Origin of the sequence: Paraburkholderia aromaticivorans, assembly GCF_012689525.1 — a bacterium.
GTDB lineage: Bacteria > Pseudomonadota > Gammaproteobacteria > Burkholderiales > Burkholderiaceae > Paraburkholderia > Paraburkholderia aromaticivorans_A.
On sequence record NZ_CP051516.1, the window covers coordinates 1,825,251 to 1,840,360 of the forward strand.

Here is a 15,110-nt window from a genome sequence, read left to right on the forward strand (position 1 = left end):
AACGCGCTGCTGCGCGACGGCCAATGAACGCTGGCCTCGTCGAGGCGGCGATCCGGCGGCACGTCGACCACCGCGCCAACACGCTCATCCCCGAGGCCGCGATCCGCTATGGCCTCGGCGGCAAGATCGGCGAATATCGCGCCGACTTCATGATGGTCACGCGAGCCGGTTACGGCACCGAGCTCGAAGTGAAGGTCTCGCGAGCGGACTGGCGAGCGGATCTCGGCAAACCTAAGTGGGTTGGAATGCCTGCATGGGTCACGCGTTTCATTTACGTCGTGCCGATCGATCTCGGCATTCCCGCTTTTGTGCCCGAGCACGCCGGCATCTGGCATGTGCGACCGCGGCCGCCGCAATACGCAGCATGGGAGGGACCGACGAGACCTGACGGGCTTGAGATCGTCGTCGCACGCGCCCCGCACGTGCTCGGGCGCGAGAAGGTGCCGCTGGTGGTGATGGGCACGTGGCTTCGCAACTTGTACTACCGCTATTGGGACCAACGCATCCACGCTGAAGGCCGGATGGCGAAGTTTGTAAGGGAAGGTGTCGCATGAGGGTCGCAGACTTACTGCGTGAGCTCGGGCGCCCGATCGCGTATTACCCATATTTGGCGCGCTATCTGGGCGGTGTGAATGCAACCGTGTTCTTCTGTCAGATCTTCTATTGGCAGGACAAGGCAACAAGTGAGCTGGGCGTCCACAAGACGTCGGCCGAGCTCGAGAACGAGACTGGCCTGTCCTACGAAGAGCAGCGCTCGGCGCGCGCTGCGTTGCGCTCAAAGGGCGTGCTGATTGAGACCGAGAAGCGCATCGAGCACAAGATTTATTTTCGCGTCGACGAGGATGCGCTCGAACAATTGCTGGCGTCCGGACCGAGCGCCAAAAAGGCGCGTAAGCCGCGCGTTTCGAAGTCGAAAGAACCGTCACCACCATCTGGTGAAAGTCCATCTCCCGAAATGGGAAAAGTCCATTTCGGGGAATTGGAAAAGTCCAATCCGGGAAATGGTGAAAGTCCATCTCGCGAACTGGACGAAGTCCAACCCGCGAACACGGGAAACCCTTCTCCGCCGAGCGGGCAAAACCCTGTCCGGGGGGAGGGAAGTTCCCAGGTCGTTAACGATGGTGTGACTACAGCAGAGACTACAGCAGCAGCAACGCGCGGGAGCGATGCTGTGGACAACTCGGCTGCCGCTGCTGCTGCAACTTCTGAAAGCGAAAAACCAAACACCGAGCTCGAGCTCACCGCGTTGCTGATCGCACTGGAGCATGCCCGTGGCAAAGAGCTTGTGATCGACCGGAGCCGCGATCGCGCCCACGTGCTGACGTGGGGCGGCAAGGGCGTGACGGCCCAGCAGCTGCGAGAGGCGCACGCGCTGGCGGTGGCGGCGCGCAAACGCGACGGTGACGAGCGGCCGGCGTACGTGGGGTTCGTTGCAACGTTCGTCGATCAAGCGATCGCGCCGCCGTCTGCAGGCACGGCAAGCCCGGCAACAGAACCGGACGACTGGTACCGCACGCAGCTTGGCGTGGAGGCACGCGCCGCCGAACTCTCCATGCGCGAACGAAAGGCCGACGAGGACTGGCGTGCGTACCGGGTGCTGGTTGCGAAGGCGTCGCGCGAGCACCGGGCAATCGAATTCGTGCTGGCGGACGCGCAGCGCTTCAATTCCATCGCCCTTTGCCAATTCGCGCGCACGACGTTCGGTGATGCGCTCATGCCTGTGGACGACTACGCCTCATGAGCGCGCAGACCGAAAACGCATTCTGGCTCGTCTGGTCGCCGACCGGCAGCGCGCCGCCGCGGTACCGCCATGCGAGCAAGCAGAGCGCCGTCACCGAAGCAGAGCGACTCGCGCGCGCTCACCCGGGCCAATTGTTCGTCGTGCTCGAGCCGATCGCCGGGCGGCGCGTGGACAACATGGTTCGCACGACCTACGTCGACGAGAAGGAGATTCCGTTCTGATGAGCAAGGGCACCGTCCGTTTCCCTGAGAGCGCGATCGTCGACGGCCGCATTGGCACGTCGCGCATTGCATCAACCGTCGCTGAGGCGGCCGCGCGCCTTAGGTCAGCATACGTTGATCCGTTCGTCGAACCCCTCGACCCAACTATCGCGCAACTGACGGGCCGCCTGAAACCCCTTCCGGGCCCGGCATTTGTGATCCGCGAATCGACTGTCCGCGCTGACGCCAGTCCGATCGAACGCATGCAACAGCTGGGCCGTCTTCCGCGCGGCCGCATGAACAAGACCGAGGCCGCATACGAGTTCGAGGTACTGAAGCCGCAACTGCACGCCGGCGAGATCCTGTTCTACCGCTTCGAGGCGATCAAGCTGCGTCTCGCAGACAACACGTTCATCACCATCGATTTTCCAGTCATCAACGCCGCCGGCCAGCTCGAGTTCCGAGAGGTGAAAGGCCGTTGGACAGACGACGCGCGCGCGAAGACGAAGATCGCCGCGGCGCAATACCCGTTTCGTTTTATCGCCATTCATCGCGTGGGCCGACACGGCTGGCGCTCTGAAGACCTCACCAGCCGCAGCTGGTGATTACCCACACCCACAGGAGCAACGCCATGACTGTCCGCGCAAAATTCCAAGTCAAGTCCATCACTAAAGAGAGGCATTGGGACGTTAAGAAAGGACACATTCACACGGTGAAGTTGATCCCGGTGGTGAGCGGCTCGCCCGAGAATGACTCCTTTTTCACAGCCACACCGTGCGGCGACATCTCGCTTGGGGTAGTCAATGCTGAGACCGGTAGCCAGTTCGAGCTGGGCGCCGAGTACTACGTCGACTTCACGCCGGCCTGACGCACCATGCGAATGACGTTCATCGTCCCCGCGTCATTCACCGTGTACGGCGTGCCGCAGAAGGAGCGGCCGCCGTGCCTGATTCAGTGCGACGTCGTCGAGCTCGTGCGCAGCTTCGCGCATTCGCCGTGGAAATTCCGGAACTCATTGCGCCGCGGTCTGCGCGTCAGCTACTCAGCATACGTCCGGCTGCCGGCGTGGATCACGCCGCCGGAGAACTGGCCACGGCTGGAATCCGGCGAGGTCGAACTACGCGTGCCGTTGCATTTCAATCAGCGCGTGGTGCTGCCGGAGTTTCCGCCGGACCGTAACAGCGTGCGCATCGACGACGTGCTGAAGCTGCGAGGCGATCCATGTTGACGCGAAAGAAGCCGCTGGTCAGCAGGACGCCGCTGAAGCGTACCGCGCCGATCGGACATCGGCCGGCGCCGAGCAGTTCGCTCACGCGCACGAAGATTTTCGTCAAGTCGCCATTCAAGCGCAAAGCGCGGAAGAAGCGAAGCTGGCACGACGCGAAGATGCGCAACGCTTGCAACCGCCAGATCTGCTATCTGCGCGTGCCGGACCTCTGCCGGCGGCTGGATACTGAAGAGACGATTGTGCCCGCGCATTCCAACGAGAGCGCGCATGGCAAGGCAGGGCAGCGTAAGGCCGATGACAGATACACCGTCCCCGCGTGTGGCCTCTGCCATTACTGGCTCGACTTCGGCGGCGCGGCGCAGTTGCTGAAGTTCAAGACATGGCGGCGCGCATATAGGGAATGGTCGACGGTGCGCGACGGCGTGCCCGATGAATCAGTGGGAGACATCGATGGATAAACAGCAAGCCGGCCGCGCTCCAGATTGGAGCCCCGCTGAGGACGCGCTGGTCTGCAAGATGTGGAGAGCCGGTGTTCCCGTGAAGGGAATGCTGAAGCGTCTGCCGCTGCGCACCGAATCGGCGATCAGGAAGCGCAGAGAGAAGCTCGCCGCCGAGGCAGGTCTAGAGCTGCGCCTCGTATTCGGCGGCGCGGCACCAAAGCGTCTGACGACGCCGAAGATCTGGAAGGTGCTGATGCGCAGACCATGCACGCGCGCACAGATAGAGCGCCTTGCGAAGGCATGCAAGTGCTCAGTCACAGCTTTCATCAAAGAAAACCGTGCCGACATTCACGTTTGTGGCTGGACCGCGCCCGACGATCACGGCCGGCGCGCCGAGATATTTGCCGCAGGTGCTGGCGCGGACGTGCTCAGACCGCCGCGGCAATCGCGGGCCGAGATCTATCAGCGTTGGTGGCAGCGCCTGAAACGTGAGCGGCCGGACGTGGCAGGGCATCGCGTCGCGCGTGACAACCACCGACGGTTAATGCAGTCGGGCAAGTTGATCCGGCGTGATCCCGCTGCGATCGCGCTCTTTGGTGACGCCGGCGGCGCGCAGAGCGAATGAGCGAACCGCTCGAGTGGTGGGAGTACGGGGATCCCGCAGACGTGCTCGAGCGCCGTGAGTCGGAGAGGTGCATCGGTTGCCAGCATGCGGTACCGCGTGAAGATCCATTCGGCGGCGTGCGGATGGTTTGCAGGAAGGGCAGGAAATACGGAAAGCGCTGCGCGCAATATAGGAACAGCAATGACTGAAGCCACAACACTTTTTCGCACGCCGCAGGCGGCGCTCGTCTTCGCATTCAACTATTCCATGCAACAGCAGGGGCGGCCGCTTATGGATCGTCTCGCCGCGCCGGCGGCGCGTGCAGGGAAAGGTCTATCCGGAATGGACGGCGCCGGGCAGGCGGGGATGATCCGCCGTGAGATATCCAATCTATCGAGGTTCGAAGAGGCGGCGATGATCGCGCGTTTTGCACCGCGCACAATCCCTTGCAGCTGCCGCAGCGCTTGCTGCGCCGGATACAGGCTCAATCCGGACTGGGACTACGCGATCGCCACCCTTGAAGGCGGCGCGCAATCGGTATTGTCGGGCCACGTTTCCCACTACCGGCTGCGCCGCAAGCTTGTGGAGCAGGTATTCGGCGTGAAGGTCGTTTTAAAGGACCTTGCCGAGCAGTGTGGGGTTCATCCTAACACTGCAACTGAGCACCGCCGCCTCATCCGACTATGGATATCCGGCGATAAGGCGAGACACGAAAAGAGCGGTCGCGAGGCTATGCCAGCGGTGGACGGTATTGAGTCGGCGGCAAGAAAGAAGATCGATAGCATCCTAAGCGCCCGAGGACTCATTGGCGACGAAGCGTAATCAGTTCGATCACGGGAAGAGATACTGGCCGAATCTGTTACGCTATTCATGTATCTACAACCACGCCCCCTGCAAGCTGCCATGATCCCAAGCACAAATTCCAAGTTGCATGTGATGCTGGACACAAATGTATTCATGTCGCAGTCGCGTTTTATTGCAAGCAAGGTCTCGAAGGTGATCAAAGACCCGTCGCATGCAGCACTCAATATCAGATGGGTCATACCAGAAATGGCTCAACTGGAACGCGAATATCAGTTTCGCCAAAAGCTTAAGCATGTGTTGGCGGCTGCAAAGGAGATGCCAGCGTTCTTCGTGAACACGTGGGTCGGAGACGCGGAAGCCCTGTACAAAGAGATTGCTCGTGTAGGTCAGAGCGAACTCGACGAGCTCGGCATCGCGGTCCGCCAGTGCGATCCTGCTAGGGTCGATTGGCGCAAGATCATGTCTTCCGCCGGGAGCCGGCTACCTCCCTTCGATCCGAATCCGGAAAACGAGAAGGGCTTCAAAGACGCGATTGTTGCTGAGACTTTTGAGCAACTATGCGGCGATCTCCCTGCATATGGCGCAGAGAGCGCGATACTCGTCACTGACGATGGGCTTCTTGCCAGCCATGTTGCCTCCCGCAACTATCCTAACGGGAAGGTGATCCGGGGGTTAGACGCCCTGCAAAGCGAACTCAACTTTCTGGTGTCGGACATCCAGCCGGTGATGTTCGAAGATCTGCAAGAAAAGGCGAACGCGCTCATTGCAACCGCTGACGAGTTCTGGAGTAACGTCGCAGCACTTGCGCGCCCATGGGTTGATTTGAGTGCAGCGAACGACATAGGCTTCTCGTCCCAAATCAGCGGCGCTCTCTATTGGCCGCCTGTATTCCTTCGAAAAGAGATGGCGAGGGTGCTGTTTTCCTGCGTGTACTCGGTCCAACGGACGGCACAGCGGTGGGTGTCGGACCAACATGTTGTGTCTCAGCCTGCAGCACCAGGACTGTTTGGCCTGTCTGCACCAGCGGGGCCCGCGACAGTTACCGCCCCGTTTGGATTTCATGACTGGCACTCTGGCCATGATTTCGACTCAATCCGTCACTACGGCTCGCACACAGTAGGAATCGCACCGCCGCCTATCTTTCCGGCCTACGCGGGACATCTCGAGACCTTGGCGCTTCCGCCAGTAAATTTCAATGTAACGTGGAGTGCGGATTACGCCGTTGACGCGGCAGCCAACGGCGCAACAATGTTATCGAATCCCCGCATTATCCTATTCGAACCGGCGACGGCATGAATGACCATCGGGGTAGTCGAGCCGGCAGACGGCAGCGCTCGCGATGATTTCTCTTGACCGGTATGATTTTCTCTCACAGAATACGCTTCAACCTGACACTGTGAACAAGTGTCTCCAAAGCCTCGAGCCCTCACGGACTCGGGGCTTTTTTTCTTTGGCTATAGCCACTAGCACGTGTCAGGCGAACCCGAATGACGGCGGCGTAACGCCCTCAGCTACGATTGCGCTGAGTTCTGCAAGAACAGCACGAACATCGGCATACGTCGCGTCGCCGCTGCCGCCCATGCCATTCGCGGTGGTCCTAATCGGGATCGGCCTGGGCCAGCGATTCTCGGAAACGCCGCTCATCGCCTCCTTTGCGAGATCAAGCAGTGCATTCAAGCGCTCGGCGTAATACTTCGATACCTGCGCCTCGCGTTCTTTTGCCGACATCTTGGCAAAAGTGTCCAAAGCGCCAGTGATTTGGGGATGCAATTCGTCTGCAGTGGTTGCCATATATGCCTCGACGTTGTTGATGGACGCAGAAGTTCGGGACGAGCCCCGCGAATTCAAGACGCGAAAACGCCGGCGGTACTCAACGCTTTCACCGATTGACGTATCTCTAAGTCGCGAAATTTCATTTCGATTCCCGTGCGGGTGCACGCCACCGGCAGACCATCATGCTCATAACCCGAGAGCATCAGGTTCGACTTCTGCCCCCGCAACCAATTGCTGCATGCCGCACGAATCACGAGAAGGCGAGCGATGAACAGACCGAAGTCCAAGGGCGTCGCGCCCAAGATCGCGCGCCCGCGCCTCGGTGAAAGCGTCATGGTGCGGGCCCCGTTCTTTGTGAAGCCGACGGTCAGCCTCGTAATCGGCCTGCATGAGCAAGACACGAACGATATCGCTGTGCAGGCGTTTCCCCTTGGTCGTGATTCGCTGCAGATTCCCGCGATTCCCCTCTTCGATGCGGAACCCGACGCGAGCGTTCGCTCCGCAGCATGGCCGGCGCAATAGCGATCCGCGTTTCGTCGAACGCCAACGCCCTCGCGCGCGGCCTCGACGACTTCATCAAGCGGCAGCTGCCGTTCGCGATCGCACAGGGTGTCAACAAGACGGCTCAGCGCGTGGCGGAGGGCGAGAGCGACAACATCGTTCAGACGCTCAAGAATCCAACGCCGTTCACACGCAAGTCGGTTGGCGTCCGGCGTGCCAGAAAGGGCTCGCCGACGGCAGTCGTGTTCATGAAGGACACCACTGCGAGCTATCTGCAGCCGTACGAAACCGGCGGTGTGCACAAGCTGCCCGGTACGGCGCTGCTGAACCCGAAAGACACCGCTCTCAACCAGTACGGCCAATTGCCACGCGGCATCATGGCCAAGCTGCGCGGCCGCAAAGACATCTACATCGGCGTGATCAAGACAGCCAAGGGCAGCATCAACGGTGTGTGGCAGCGCCTCGATGTTTCTCGCAATGGCGGTGTGCGAAAGAAGCGCGTCGCGCGCGGTGGTCTGTACGACAAGCACCTCGGTGCGTTGAAGCTGCTCATTCGTTTCGGCGACGCGCTGCCGGTGAAGAAGCAACTGAACTGGGGCAGCAGCGCGAAGCGGATCGTCGACCAGTGGATCGACCGCGACCTCGCCGAGGCCCTCGCATCGGCGCGCAGGACGGCGCGGTGAGCCGAGGGTGCACCCCGGGGAGGGTGGCCCGGCGCGGGCGCCCGTACCTTTCAGGGTCCTTCCGGCGGGTCGCGAAATACGCGGGCATTGCGCGCGCCCGTTTTTCCCGTTCCATTGGGTAAAAAAAAACCGTTACACGTTACACCTATGGCGGAATCAAACGCAGCGCAAAGCCACGCGGCGTCTGGGAAGCGTGGTGTAACGCAGGGCGCGCGCAAACCTCGGGGAAAGGAGCAGGCCGTTACACCAGCCGCCGTTACACCGGCGGGCGCCGATGGGATGATCGGCAAGGCGGCCCTTTGTGAGTCGTTGGGGTGGACGCGGCCGAAGCTGGACCGTCGGCTCGAGAGCGACGAAAACTTTCCGATCGCGCAGCGCGGGACTCGCGCCGGCGGTTGGGTTTTCGATCTCGCCGCGGTGCGCACGTACCTCGAGAGCGGAGCGCGCGCTCCGGCGCCAGCGGCGGCGAACTCGCATTTTGATCAGCGCACCGATCCGAAGGCCTCGGGTAATCCGTACCCAGGCGCGAAGTACTCCGTTGTCCCGCCGGCCGGTGTCGAACCAGTCGTGCATGCCGGCGAACAGTCCGCGCGTCAGCGGCGCGACGCCGTGCAGGCCGAGATCCTCGAAGACAAGCTGCGTCGCGATCGAGGCGAGCTCGTGCAGGCGGAGGTGATGCGCCAGGTGATCACCAAGATGCTTGTGCACCTCGGCAAGGGTCTCGACCGTTTGGCCGATCAGGTAGTCGACAAGCTGGGATTGCCGGAGTCGAACGCCGACGACATCCGGGATCTGACGGACGACCTGCGCGCAACGATGGTCGACGAGCTGAACGTGTTGCTGGGTCCCGATGCTTGAGAACGCATACGCCGACGCGTACCAGATCGCGCGCGAGGCGCTAGCGGCATTCATACCGCCGAAGCGCGAGACGGTTGCCCAGTACGCCGCGATGAATCGCCGGCTGTCCAATCAGGGCGGTGGTTTCGTCGGGCGCTGGCACCACGAGAAAGCGCCGTATCTCGTCGCGCCGATGGAGACGCTCACCCGACTCGACTACCTGACGACGGTGATCGTCGGGCCGGGCCAGTCGGGCAAAACTGAGGTTGCGCAGAACTGGTTGCTCAAGTCGGTCGCGAACGACCCGGGCGACATGCTCTGGTATATGCAGACCGATCCGGGCCTCGAGGCATTCGTCAAGAGCCGGATCAACACGCAGATCAACAGCCATCCAGAGATGGCGATGCGGCTCGGTTCGAAGCCCGTCGACGACTCGTTGCACTACAAGATGTTCGACGGCATGCACGTCGAATTTCTGTCGGCGAACGACAACAACCTGATCAACAAGTCGGCGCCGCGGATCGTGGCCGACGAGGTCGATGCATATCCGGAGTCGCTCGGCGACATTAAGGCGGTGCTGGACGTGCGGCGCCAGACCTTCGGCCGCCAGTCGATGCTGCTGGCGATGAGCCACCCGGACCGTGCACGCGGGATGGTTCCGGAGCGTGACTGGACCGCCGGCATCATGGCCCTGTATGGCGACAGCGATCGCCGCGTGTGGTATTGGCCATGTCCGCACTGCGGCGCGTGGTCAAGCCCGGTGCCGATCGCAGCGCGCTATATGGTGCTGCACTACCAGGACGATTGGAGCCTCGACGAGATCCAGGAGAAGGCGCGGCTTATCTGCCCCGTGAACGGCTGCCTGATTGAGGACCGCGAACGCCGCGCCATGAATCTCGCCGCGTATCGGTCTCCGTTCGGCGGGTGGGTTGGCGACGGCCAGGAGATCTCGCAAGAGGGCGTCGTGACCGGCGATCTGGCGGCGCGCGACAGTGCTGGCTTCTGGATCGTCGGCGCAATGTCGCCGTTTATCCTGGGCGGCATCGGCGGCCTCGCCCGTGCGAAAGCGAAAGCAGAGCGCGAGTACGAGATCGACGGCGATGACAAGACGCTTCGTCAGGTCGTCGCCAAGCAATGGGGCTTTCTGTATTCGCCCAAGCGCGGCACAGGATCGATCGACGCGAATGTGCTTGCGGAGCGCGCCGAGGCTGCGCTCAAGCTGGCAGAAATTCCCGAGGGCGTGCGCTTCCTGACGGCCGGCGTCGATGCAAACGGCGGCCGGTTCGAGTGGTTGGTGCGCGGCTGGGGCATGAACGGCGAGAGCTGGGTGATCGAGAAAGGTCGTCTTCTCGGCGATCCCGCGACGAACGCCGACGATTGGGATCAACTGCTCGAGATCGTCACGCGGACCTACCCGCTTTCGGACGGTAGCCGCCGGCGGATGCCGATCCGCGCTTTCGGTTTCGACAGCGGCGGTGAAGCGGGCGTGACGCAGCAGGCGTATTCCGCATGGCGCCGCTGGCGAAAATTGGACGGGGTTGTGCGTCTGATCGGCAAGATCGCCGGACGCGATGCGTGGACTGTGCTACCCACCAAGGGCGCCAGTGCGCTGCTCGCACAGCGGCTGGTGGTGACGTATCCGGACACGGCGCGCAAATCGAATCGCGCGGCCGCCGGCGGTACCGTCCCCGTCGCACAGTTCAACCCGAACAGCTTCAAGGATGATCTTTCCGGCCAACTGCAGAAAGCGGATGTCGGTGAGTGGTACGTGCATTTCCCGTACGCGTTGCGGTCTCCCGAAGAACCTCACCTCTGGTTCGAGCAACTGACCGCTGAGACGCGCATGAAGAACGGGCGCTGGGAAAAGTCCATCAAGAGCCGGCGCAACGAGACGCTCGACCTGATGGTCCTCACGCACGTGATGGCGCACCTCCACGGCCTTGCGCAGATCGATTGGGCGAAGCCCCCTTCGTGGGCGGCGCCGTGGGACACGAATTCATCCCTGATCGCAGGATCAGCCGCAGTGGTGCCGAGCGCGCCTCAGTCGACGTCGAGTCCTGGCACCGGTCAGCAGACGTCGAAATCCGCAGTTCACCGTTTCCGCTAAATCCAATGGCCACTACCGATCTCAGCTCGCCGTATTACGGCATGAGCGATGCGCAGCTGCAGGCCGCGCTCGTCTCGGCGCAGCAGGCCTATATCGATCTGCGGACGGGTAAGAAGCTGGTCACCGTCTCGTACGCGCAAGGCGGCGGCGCGCGCAGCGCGACGTTCCAGCAGACCGACATGGCGAACCTGCGCATGTTGATCGCTGAGCTGCAGCAGGCACTCAACCCGGGCGTGCGCATCAGTCACCGCCGCTACATCACGCCGGTGTTCTGATGAGCAAAGAAATCACGCTCGTCGACGCGGGCGGAAATCCGATCCGCCGTGCGCGCGCCGACTATCCGAACGGCATGCCGCTGCGGAGTCAGGTCGGGGCCTCGTTTTTCCCGTATCAGGCTGCGGAGTGGCAGACGCAGGAGATGGGGGCGTGGCTGCCATGGATACGCTCGCCCGACGCCGAGATCACCCAGTTTCGCGATCGCATGGTCGCGCGCTCGCGCGATCAAGTTCGCAATGACGGTCGCTCGAGCGGCGGCATCACCCGGATCCTCGACAGCGCGATCGGCGCGTCGCTACGCCTGTCCGCTGCGCCTGACTATCGCGCATTGCGCCTCATTAGCGGCGCGAAGTTCGATATCCAGTGGGCGAAGGAATTCGCGAGTGCTGCCGAGGCGCGCTGGCGCATGTTCTCGAACGACCTGAATCGTTACAACGACGTGTCGAGGCAGCTCACCGTGTCGCAGCAGCTGCGTCTGGCGCTGCGCCACAAGCTGATTGACGGAGAGAATCTGGTCGTCAACTACTGGAAGCCCGAGCGCGTTGGTCGCGGTGCTGCACAGTATGCGACCTCCTTTCTGGTCGTGGATCCGGACCGTCTGTCGAACCCCATGCAGATGCTGGACACGAAGCACCTGCGTGGTGGGGTCGAGGTCGACGACGACGGTGTGCCGATCGCGTATCACATTCGCAAGGCGCACCAGAACGACTGGTACAACGCCGTCGAGAGCATGGAATGGGAGCGCGTCGAGCGAGAAGATGACGATGGCTGGCGGCGCGTCATTCACGACTACGACCGCGATCGCGCCGGGCAGAACCGCGGAATCGGCGTGTTCATTCCCGTGCTCGCGCACGCGAAGATGCTAGCGCGCTATTACGGCATCGAACTGCAGGCGGCAGCTCTCGCCGCATCGATCGGCACGTATGTCACCAGCCCATACGATCCTGCTGAAGTGCAGGACGCAGTAGCTGGCGATCAGGAGCTCAAGTTCTATCAGAGTCTACGGAAGGACTGGAACGACGAGCGACCGGCGATGTTCAACGGCGTGCGCGTGCCGGCGCTGGCTCCAGGCGAAGACATCAAGTCGGTCGCATCGGACCATCCTCATAACGGCTTTACCGAGTTCGTGCATGAGATGCAGGGTTGCGTCGCTTCGGCGCTCGGCGTCCCGATTGAACAGGTGACGCAGGACTGGTCGCGGAGCAACTACTCGAACATGCGCGGCTCGATGCTCGAGGGGTGGAAGACATTGATCCGGCGTCGTCTGGATTTTTCTGCCGGCACGGCGACGCCGATGTATGCGGTGTGGCTTCGCGAGTCGATGGAGAACGACGAGCTGCCTTTGCCGAAGGGCGCACCCGACTTCCTGGAAGCTGCCACAGCCTACGCGGCCTGTTCGTGGCTTGGACCCGCGCGCGGGTGGGTTGACCCGGTCAAGGAACCGCAAGGCTCCATTCTCAAGATGGACGCGGCGCTCACGACGCTCAAGCAGGAAGCCGCCGAGCAGGGTCTGGACTGGGAGGAAGTAATCGACCAGCGTCAGATCGAAATCGAGGCTTTCAAGAAACGCGGCATGCCTCTGCCCGAGTGGGGCGGAGGCGAACTTGCTTCGCGCACCGACGAACCTCCTGAAGAGCCGAAGGCGGCATGATCAACTATCCTCACCTGGCCACGCGGCTTTTCAATGTGCCGATCGCGATCCTGCCGCATAAGGCTGAAGTCGTGATGGCAGCCCTTGCAGACCGATTCGGCATCTCGCATCTCTTTCGCGGTGACGGCTCGTCCCTCGAGCTGGCAAACGGCGGCGCGCGCGCGTTTCTCGACGCAGAGGACGAGAGCGAGGAAGCATCGTACAAGCCCTACGACGTGGCACAAGGCGTCGCGCGCATTCCGATCGAAGGCACGCTGGTGCACAAGCTCGGGACGCTCGAGCCATATTCCGGCATGACCGGCTATGACGGCATCCGCGCGCTGCTGAGCATGGCGCTGGGAGATCCGGACGTGCGCGCGATCATGCTCGATATCGATTCTCCGGGCGGCGAGGTGGCGGGATGCTTCGACCTGGTCGACGCGATCTACGACGCCCGCGGACGGAAGCCGATCTGGGCCGTGCTCACCGAGAGCGCCTACTCGGCTGCATATGCGATCGCGAGCGCGGCCGACCGGATCATCGTCCCGCGCACCGGTGGCACCGGCAGCGTCGGCGTGATCTGCATGCACGTCGACATGTCGCAGGCACTTTCAAAGGCGGGAATCGACGTCACGCTCATCCACTACGGCGCAAAAAAAGCCGACGGCAATGAGTTCAATCCGTTGTCAAAAGATGCGCTCTCCCGCTTTCAGTCCGACGTCAACAAGATGGGAGAGATCTTCGTCAAGACTGTCGCCCGCAATCGCGATCTCAAGACGGCCATCGTGCGTGACACGGAGGCCGGCACTTTTCTCGGCGCCGCCGGCGTCGATATCGGCTTCGCCGATGCCGTCATGGCACCGGATGAAGCTTTCGCGTCCCTGCTCGAAGAGCTGGGCTGATTCATCCCACCAACAGGGTAAATCCAATGAGCAATACGTTACGCAACCTCATGTCACGAGGTGGGTTGAGTTTCGCCCATCTCGGTCGCAACTCCCGCGCGTCGGATGACAACGACGACCGGGACAACGACAGTGGCAAGGGCAAAAAAGGCAAGCGCGCCTCGGACGACGATGACGATCAGCAGCAGGATCGTGACGACGGTAACAGCAAGAGCGGCAAGCGCGCGGAAGGCGGCGAGTCGGACGACGACGAGGATGACGACGAGGACGACGAACGCGACGACAGCGGCAAGGGCAAACGCAGCAAGCGTGCCTCGGACGACGATGACGACGAACGTGCCGACGAAGATGACGATGACGAGGAAGAGATGCGCGGCAACAGCGCATCTGCTCGCGCGCGTCGCCGCGAGCGCGCGCGTTGCGCCGCGATCTTCGCGAGCAAGGGGGCGGGTCGCAATCCGGTTCTGGCCTGCAAGCTGGCGTTCAGTTCAGCCATGCCGCGAAGTGAGGCGATCGAGGTGTTGAATGGCGCGCCGGCGCCGGAAGGCAGCCGCGGACGTCGACAAAACCCGAACCTCGGAATCGACGGCGATCGCAGCGTGAGCAGCGAGCAGTCGATCGCGGCCAGCTGGGACGTGGCGTTCCAGAAGGCTGGTGCGAAACGGCGTCGCTAAGCAAGGCAGCGCATCCCTCTCTCTACTTCTGGAATCCGATCATGGCTCAGACCCCTCTCACAGAAAACCGGCACGACGGTGGCTTTCTCGTGTCCGAAGCGCGCGGCCACCGCTCGCGCGACCCGATGACCTTCAGCGGCGCGGTGAAACATCTTCCGGGCGAAGTCGTTGCGAAGAAGGCGGCTGGTACGGCTGCCGCAGCTGCTAAGGCCGGCAATACGGGCAACGGCGTATTCACGCTCGACGCTACGACTCCGGTACTGCCGAATGCTCAGGCTGGAATTTACGTGGTGCGCTGCACGACCACCGCCACGAACAGCGGCACGTTCCGGGTGTTCGATCCGACCGGCGATGTCATCGGCGATATCGTCGTTGGCCAGACGTTTTCCGACGGCATCAAGTTCGCGATCGCGGACGGTGCGACGGACTTCGTCGTTGGTGACGAATTCGATGTCACGGTGTCGCTCCTTTCGGCATCACTGGTGCCGCTGAATCCGACGGCAACCGACGGCACGCAGATTGCCGCGGGCATCGGTTTCGGCACATACGACGCAACGTCGGCGGACGTGCCCGGACTCGCGGTGGTCCGTGATGCCGAGGTGAACGGCGGCGAACTGATCTGGCCGGCGGGTATCACGACGGCACAGATGAACGCTGCAAAGGGCCAACTCGCCACACTCGGGATCATCACCCGCTAAACCGACGCATTC

General features: G+C 62.3%; 20 protein-coding genes. 19 read left to right on the forward strand and 1 reads right to left on the reverse strand.

All coding sequences use genetic code 11. The annotated features are described in order from the left end of the window. Positions 1 to 23: 23 nt before the first annotated feature. From HF916_RS36170 to HF916_RS36215, 10 genes are all read left to right on the forward strand, one after another. Positions 24 to 554, forward strand: coding sequence for a hypothetical protein (locus tag HF916_RS36170; RefSeq protein ID WP_168793577.1), 531 nt, complete (start codon positions 24 to 26; stop codon positions 552 to 554). Next, positions 551 to 1,741: a hypothetical protein gene (locus HF916_RS36175; RefSeq protein ID WP_168793578.1), complete on the forward strand. Its 1,191-nt coding sequence runs from the start codon at positions 551 to 553 to the stop codon at positions 1,739 to 1,741. The genes HF916_RS36170 and HF916_RS36175 overlap by 4 nt, the downstream gene beginning before the upstream one ends. Next, positions 1,738 to 1,962 carry a hypothetical protein gene (locus tag HF916_RS36180; RefSeq protein WP_168793579.1) on the forward strand — a complete coding sequence of 75 codons (225 nt, stop codon included), beginning with the start codon at positions 1,738 to 1,740 and terminating at the stop codon, positions 1,960 to 1,962. The genes HF916_RS36175 and HF916_RS36180 overlap by 4 nt, the downstream gene beginning before the upstream one ends. Further along, on the forward strand, positions 1,962 to 2,546 hold the full coding sequence (locus HF916_RS51155) for a hypothetical protein (protein ID WP_240975821.1): 585 nt from the start codon (positions 1,962 to 1,964) through the stop codon (positions 2,544 to 2,546). Before HF916_RS36180 ends, HF916_RS51155 begins: the two co-directional genes overlap by 1 nt. 26 nt (positions 2,547 to 2,572) lie before the next feature. After that, positions 2,573 to 2,809: a hypothetical protein gene (locus HF916_RS36190; protein ID WP_168793580.1), complete on the forward strand. Its 237-nt coding sequence runs from the start codon at positions 2,573 to 2,575 to the stop codon at positions 2,807 to 2,809. A 12-nt stretch (positions 2,810 to 2,821) separates the two neighbouring features. Next, a complete protein-coding gene (locus HF916_RS36195) occupies positions 2,822 to 3,169 on the forward strand; it encodes a hypothetical protein (protein ID WP_168793581.1) in 348 nt (115 codons plus the stop codon). Next, on the forward strand, positions 3,163 to 3,627 hold the full coding sequence (locus HF916_RS51160) for a hypothetical protein (RefSeq protein ID WP_240975822.1): 465 nt from the start codon (positions 3,163 to 3,165) through the stop codon (positions 3,625 to 3,627). Before HF916_RS36195 ends, HF916_RS51160 begins: the two co-directional genes overlap by 7 nt. Further along, positions 3,620 to 4,234, forward strand: coding sequence for a hypothetical protein (locus HF916_RS36205; protein WP_168793582.1), 615 nt, complete (start codon positions 3,620 to 3,622; stop codon positions 4,232 to 4,234). The genes HF916_RS51160 and HF916_RS36205 overlap by 8 nt, the downstream gene beginning before the upstream one ends. Before the next feature lie 180 nt (positions 4,235 to 4,414). Beyond that, positions 4,415 to 5,035 (forward strand): DNA-binding protein, encoded by a 621-nt coding sequence (locus tag HF916_RS36210; protein WP_168793583.1) that lies wholly within the window; start codon positions 4,415 to 4,417, stop codon positions 5,033 to 5,035. Between the two features lie 81 nt (positions 5,036 to 5,116). Further along, positions 5,117 to 6,313 carry a PIN domain-containing protein gene (locus tag HF916_RS36215; protein ID WP_168793584.1) on the forward strand — a complete coding sequence of 399 codons (1,197 nt, stop codon included), beginning with the start codon at positions 5,117 to 5,119 and terminating at the stop codon, positions 6,311 to 6,313. Between the two features lie 177 nt (positions 6,314 to 6,490). Here the strand turns inward: HF916_RS36215 and HF916_RS36220 are convergent, their stop codons facing one another. Next, positions 6,491 to 6,808 carry a hypothetical protein gene (locus HF916_RS36220; protein WP_168793585.1) on the reverse strand — a complete coding sequence of 106 codons (318 nt, stop codon included), beginning with the start codon at positions 6,806 to 6,808 and terminating at the stop codon, positions 6,491 to 6,493. Positions 6,809 to 7,057: 249 nt separating this feature from the next. Between HF916_RS36220 and HF916_RS36225 the strand changes: the two genes are divergently transcribed. The 9 genes from HF916_RS36225 to HF916_RS36270 all read left to right on the forward strand — a co-directional run bounded on the left by HF916_RS36225 (position 7,058) and on the right by HF916_RS36270 (position 15,098). Then, positions 7,058 to 7,312, forward strand: a complete 255-nt coding sequence (locus tag HF916_RS36225) for a hypothetical protein (RefSeq protein WP_168793586.1) — start codon at positions 7,058 to 7,060, stop codon at positions 7,310 to 7,312. Next, on the forward strand, positions 7,297 to 7,974 hold the full coding sequence (locus tag HF916_RS36230; protein ID WP_168793587.1) for a hypothetical protein: 678 nt from the start codon (positions 7,297 to 7,299) through the stop codon (positions 7,972 to 7,974). The genes HF916_RS36225 and HF916_RS36230 overlap by 16 nt, the downstream gene beginning before the upstream one ends. 147 nt (positions 7,975 to 8,121) lie before the next feature. Beyond that, entirely contained in the window at positions 8,122 to 8,832 is a 711-nt protein-coding gene (locus HF916_RS36235; RefSeq protein ID WP_168793588.1) for a hypothetical protein, read from the forward strand. Continuing rightward, entirely contained in the window at positions 8,825 to 10,918 is a 2,094-nt protein-coding gene (locus HF916_RS36240; protein WP_168793589.1) for a terminase gpA endonuclease subunit, read from the forward strand. The genes HF916_RS36235 and HF916_RS36240 overlap by 8 nt, the downstream gene beginning before the upstream one ends. Before the next feature lie 5 nt (positions 10,919 to 10,923). Then, the gene (gpW, locus tag HF916_RS36245) at positions 10,924 to 11,193 is read left to right on the forward strand and encodes a gpW family head-tail joining protein (RefSeq protein ID WP_168793590.1); all 270 of its coding nucleotides are present in this window, start codon (positions 10,924 to 10,926) and stop codon (positions 11,191 to 11,193) included. Continuing rightward, on the forward strand, positions 11,193 to 12,845 hold the full coding sequence (locus HF916_RS36250; RefSeq protein ID WP_168793591.1) for a phage portal protein: 1,653 nt from the start codon (positions 11,193 to 11,195) through the stop codon (positions 12,843 to 12,845). The genes gpW and HF916_RS36250 overlap by 1 nt, the downstream gene beginning before the upstream one ends. Beyond that, entirely contained in the window at positions 12,842 to 13,726 is an 885-nt protein-coding gene (locus HF916_RS36255) for a S49 family peptidase (protein WP_168793592.1), read from the forward strand. The genes HF916_RS36250 and HF916_RS36255 overlap by 4 nt, the downstream gene beginning before the upstream one ends. Before the next feature lie 65 nt (positions 13,727 to 13,791). After that, a complete protein-coding gene (locus HF916_RS49995) occupies positions 13,792 to 14,400 on the forward strand; it encodes a hypothetical protein (RefSeq protein WP_206002042.1) in 609 nt (202 codons plus the stop codon). 41 nt (positions 14,401 to 14,441) lie between these two features. Next, on the forward strand, positions 14,442 to 15,098 hold the full coding sequence (locus tag HF916_RS36270) for a head decoration protein (RefSeq protein WP_168793594.1): 657 nt from the start codon (positions 14,442 to 14,444) through the stop codon (positions 15,096 to 15,098). Positions 15,099 to 15,110: the final 12 nt, after the last annotated feature.

What these genes read in the sequence shown, in the direction of transcription:
- gpW (WP_168793590.1), top strand. Translation starts at nt 10,924, where the DNA reads ATGGCCACTACCGATCTCAGCTCGCCGTATTACGGCATGAGCGATGCG.
- HF916_RS36250 (WP_168793591.1), top strand. Translation starts at nt 11,193, where the DNA reads ATGAGCAAAGAAATCACGCTCGTCGACGCGGGCGGAAATCCGATCCGC.
- HF916_RS36270 (WP_168793594.1), top strand. Translation starts at nt 14,442, where the DNA reads ATGGCTCAGACCCCTCTCACAGAAAACCGGCACGACGGTGGCTTTCTC.
- HF916_RS36170 (WP_168793577.1), top strand. Translation starts at nt 24, where the DNA reads ATGAACGCTGGCCTCGTCGAGGCGGCGATCCGGCGGCACGTCGACCAC.
- HF916_RS51160 (WP_240975822.1), top strand. Translation starts at nt 3,163, where the DNA reads ATGTTGACGCGAAAGAAGCCGCTGGTCAGCAGGACGCCGCTGAAGCGT.
- HF916_RS36190 (WP_168793580.1), top strand. Translation starts at nt 2,573, where the DNA reads ATGACTGTCCGCGCAAAATTCCAAGTCAAGTCCATCACTAAAGAGAGG.
- HF916_RS51155 (WP_240975821.1), top strand. Translation starts at nt 1,962, where the DNA reads ATGAGCAAGGGCACCGTCCGTTTCCCTGAGAGCGCGATCGTCGACGGC.
- HF916_RS36205 (WP_168793582.1), top strand. Translation starts at nt 3,620, where the DNA reads ATGGATAAACAGCAAGCCGGCCGCGCTCCAGATTGGAGCCCCGCTGAG.
- HF916_RS36210 (WP_168793583.1), top strand. Translation starts at nt 4,415, where the DNA reads ATGACTGAAGCCACAACACTTTTTCGCACGCCGCAGGCGGCGCTCGTC.
- HF916_RS36215 (WP_168793584.1), top strand. Translation starts at nt 5,117, where the DNA reads ATGATCCCAAGCACAAATTCCAAGTTGCATGTGATGCTGGACACAAAT.
- HF916_RS36195 (WP_168793581.1), top strand. Translation starts at nt 2,822, where the DNA reads ATGACGTTCATCGTCCCCGCGTCATTCACCGTGTACGGCGTGCCGCAG.
- HF916_RS36255 (WP_168793592.1), top strand. Translation starts at nt 12,842, where the DNA reads ATGATCAACTATCCTCACCTGGCCACGCGGCTTTTCAATGTGCCGATC.
- HF916_RS36230 (WP_168793587.1), top strand. Translation starts at nt 7,297, where the DNA reads ATGGCCGGCGCAATAGCGATCCGCGTTTCGTCGAACGCCAACGCCCTC.
- HF916_RS36180 (WP_168793579.1), top strand. Translation starts at nt 1,738, where the DNA reads ATGAGCGCGCAGACCGAAAACGCATTCTGGCTCGTCTGGTCGCCGACC.
- HF916_RS36225 (WP_168793586.1), top strand. Translation starts at nt 7,058, where the DNA reads ATGAACAGACCGAAGTCCAAGGGCGTCGCGCCCAAGATCGCGCGCCCG.
- HF916_RS36235 (WP_168793588.1), top strand. Translation starts at nt 8,122, where the DNA reads ATGGCGGAATCAAACGCAGCGCAAAGCCACGCGGCGTCTGGGAAGCGT.
- HF916_RS36220 (WP_168793585.1), bottom strand. Translation starts at nt 6,808, where the DNA reads ATGGCAACCACTGCAGACGAATTGCATCCCCAAATCACTGGCGCTTTG.
- HF916_RS36240 (WP_168793589.1), top strand. Translation starts at nt 8,825, where the DNA reads ATGCTTGAGAACGCATACGCCGACGCGTACCAGATCGCGCGCGAGGCG.
- HF916_RS36175 (WP_168793578.1), top strand. Translation starts at nt 551, where the DNA reads ATGAGGGTCGCAGACTTACTGCGTGAGCTCGGGCGCCCGATCGCGTAT.